At 66.5% G+C, this 2,613-nt stretch carries 3 protein-coding genes; 1 reads left to right on the top strand and 2 read right to left on the bottom strand.

Annotated elements, in window-relative coordinates:
• Both Q4C89_RS13475 and Q4C89_RS13470 read right to left on the bottom strand, forming a co-directional pair.
• Positions 1-404: hypothetical protein (locus tag Q4C89_RS13475; RefSeq protein ID WP_303103140.1), on the bottom strand; the 404-nt coding region annotated here is incomplete at its 3' end.
• 26 nt (positions 405-430) lie between these two features.
• Positions 431-1,504 (bottom strand): lipid II:glycine glycyltransferase FemX, encoded by a 1,074-nt coding sequence (locus Q4C89_RS13470; protein WP_303103139.1) that lies wholly within the window; start codon positions 1,502-1,504, stop codon positions 431-433.
• A gap of 88 nt (positions 1,505-1,592) precedes the next feature.
• Here Q4C89_RS13470 and Q4C89_RS13465 point away from each other — a divergent pair.
• Positions 1,593-2,613, top strand: a 1,021-nt coding sequence (locus Q4C89_RS13465; RefSeq protein ID WP_303103138.1) for a peptidylprolyl isomerase, incomplete at its 3' end; no start/stop codon positions are given.

Raw genomic sequence — 2,613 nt, 5'->3', positions numbered from 1 at the left:
GGCATCGCCAGCAGGATGGTCAAGAGGGCCAGCCCGCTCCACAGGGCGGCGGCGCGGTATTTGCCCTGGTCGGTGGCGGCCTTGCGGCTCTGGGAACTGGCGACGGTGGCGAACACGGCAGACAGCAGGCCCAGACCGAGGTGCTCCCACTGGAAGCTGGGGCGGCTGCCCGCGAAGACCGGGATGTTGCTCATGCCCATGATGGCGAACAGCGCCAGACCCAGCACGACTTGCAGGTGCAGCGTACCCATGAACATGGCGACGGGGCGGCGCTCGGCGGGTGTGAAGGGGCGGCTGCCGCTTAGACCGGGAATGTTTTGCAGCAGTGCCCAGATACCGCTCAGCAGCACCAGCCAGCGGTTGAGGTTGTGAATACCGAGCAGAATCATGTAAAGCGAAGCCATGCCCACAGCTTACCGCACGGTCACCTTTACAGCACGTCGTCCGTCGTCCCGCGTTTGCGCAGGTTGTTCTGGTCTTTGCGGCGGCGCAGCGCCTTTTTGACCAGCGGGGCCAGCGGACTCAGCGGCAGTTCGTAGGCCGGATACCAGACCCGCTGCTCGCTGAATTTCAGTTTCATCTTGAACACGCCGTAAGAATGCTTGCTTTCGTCCAGCACGCGGGGAATGCCCCAGAAGTCGAAGAATTCGTAGCCGCGCTTCTGGGCATCCAGCATGGCGTTCCAGTAAAAGGCGTCGGGGGCTTTGGAATCCTTGAAGGGCTTGCCTTCCGCGTCCACGCGGTCGTCGCGCACGCTGCCGCCGAAGAGGTAATAGGTACCCTTGCCCATCGCCACGAAGAAACCGCCCGCCAGCGCCTTGCCCTGGTAGCGCGACAGCACGATGTAGGCTTCGCCGCCGTAGCTGTTGGCCTCGCGCAGCATGGTCTCGTAGTACTCGCGGGGAAAGGCCCCCAGCTTGGCGCGTTCGTTGGTCGCCGTAAAAATTTCCCAGAACGCTTCGAAGTCGTCGTCTCGGCCCGCCACCACGCCCAGCTTTTGCGCCGTGCGGACATTGCGCCGCGCCATCGAGTGCAGGCCCGCAAACAGCTCGTCCTCACTCACCCGCAGGTCGGACACGATGGTGTGTTCGGGCTGCTCGGTTTCGGCGCGTTTGAATGGCCCGAAGGTGTCTGGGACGGCCTGCGCCACGTCGTTGTCGCCCGCCACGTAGGGGTAAGGCGGCTCGATTTTGAGCAGCACGTCGGTGGGCTTGGCGACCCCGCGCACGGCGGCGGCGAAGTGGGGCAGCAGGTCGAGCGACTCGATGGCCGGGCCACGCGGCGCATACAGCGTGCTGAGGCCGGGCACCAGCCGCTTGCGAATGAGTTGTACCGCGCCCACCGTTCGCTCGCCGTCCTGAATCAGGTAGCGCATGGGAACCTGCCCCAGCACCCGCCGGGCCTCGCCGTAGCCCCAGCCCTGAAGGGCCGAGGTGATGGGCATCCGGCTGACGACCTCGTCGTAGGCGTGGGGGTCGGTGATGGCTTGCAACTTCAGGCGCACGGGGGCGATTGTAGCAGGGGAACACCCCGCGCCCGTCCCTCACCTGCCTTTGCAAAGCGGCCCGGAGCAATGCTTTAGAGTGCAGCGCATGAAAAACATTGTCCTGACCCTGGCGCTGCTCGCGGGAAGCGTGGCGAGTGCGCAGACCTCCGCTCCGGTAGACCCGCAGGCGCCCGCGCCTGCCCAGACGGCTCCGCAGCCTACTCCTACTCCCGCGGCTCCTGTGGCGACGCCTGCCCAGGCTCCCAACACCGTGGTGGCGCGGGTCGGCAGCCAGAACCTCACCCTGGCCGACTTCGACCGCTCGTTCCGCACCGCCATCGCCCGCGTGGTCAACGCCCAGGGGCTGCCCATGTCGGACGACCTGCTGAGCGAATTTGCCAGTAGCCGTGCCGATTACCTCAAGCAGTTTGTCCGTGAGGAAGCCCTCTATCAACTGGCCCGCAGCAGCGTGAAGGCCGACCCAGCCGCCGTGGACGCACAACTGGCCCAGGCCCGCGCCGGGTTCGGCAGCGACGCCGAGTTTCAGCAGGCGCTGACCCAGACGGGGTACGCCAGCGAAGCCGACCTGCGCCGCGAACTGGAGCGTCAGGCCGTCATCGTGCCCTATCTGCAAGACGTTCAAAAGCGCTTCAAGTTCGGTGACGCGGTGGTGGCGGGCTACTACAACCTGCACCGCGACAAGTTCCAGCGCACTGCGGAAGCCTGCGTCAAGCACATCTTGGTGCCCGACGAGGCGGCGGCGCGGGCCATCGTGACCGACCTCGCGGCGGGCAAGGACTTTGCCGCCATCGCCCAGGAAAAGAGCAAAGACCCCGGCAGCGCGGCGGAAGGCGGCGACCTCGGCTGCATCGCGCCCGGCGATACGGTGGCGGCCTTCGACAAGGCGAGCTTCAGCGGACCCCTGAACCAGCCTCAGGTCGTGCAGACCGAGTTCGGCTGGCACGTCCTGAGCGTCAGCCGCCGCAGCGAAGCGGGCCTGATGCCGCTGGCCGAGGCTGCGCCCTTCATCCGCGACCAGCTTTCGCGTGACGCCGCCCAGAAGTACCTCGACACCCAGCTCGCCCGCGTCAAGACCGAGAGCTTCCCCGCCGTGGTGCAGCCCGCTG

The organism is Deinococcus sp., assembly GCF_030523985.1.
Taxonomy (GTDB): Bacteria; Deinococcota; Deinococci; order Deinococcales; family Deinococcaceae; genus Deinococcus.
The sequence above is the reverse complement of the archived record's forward strand: the minus strand, read 5'-3'. Positions and strand labels throughout refer to the sequence as shown.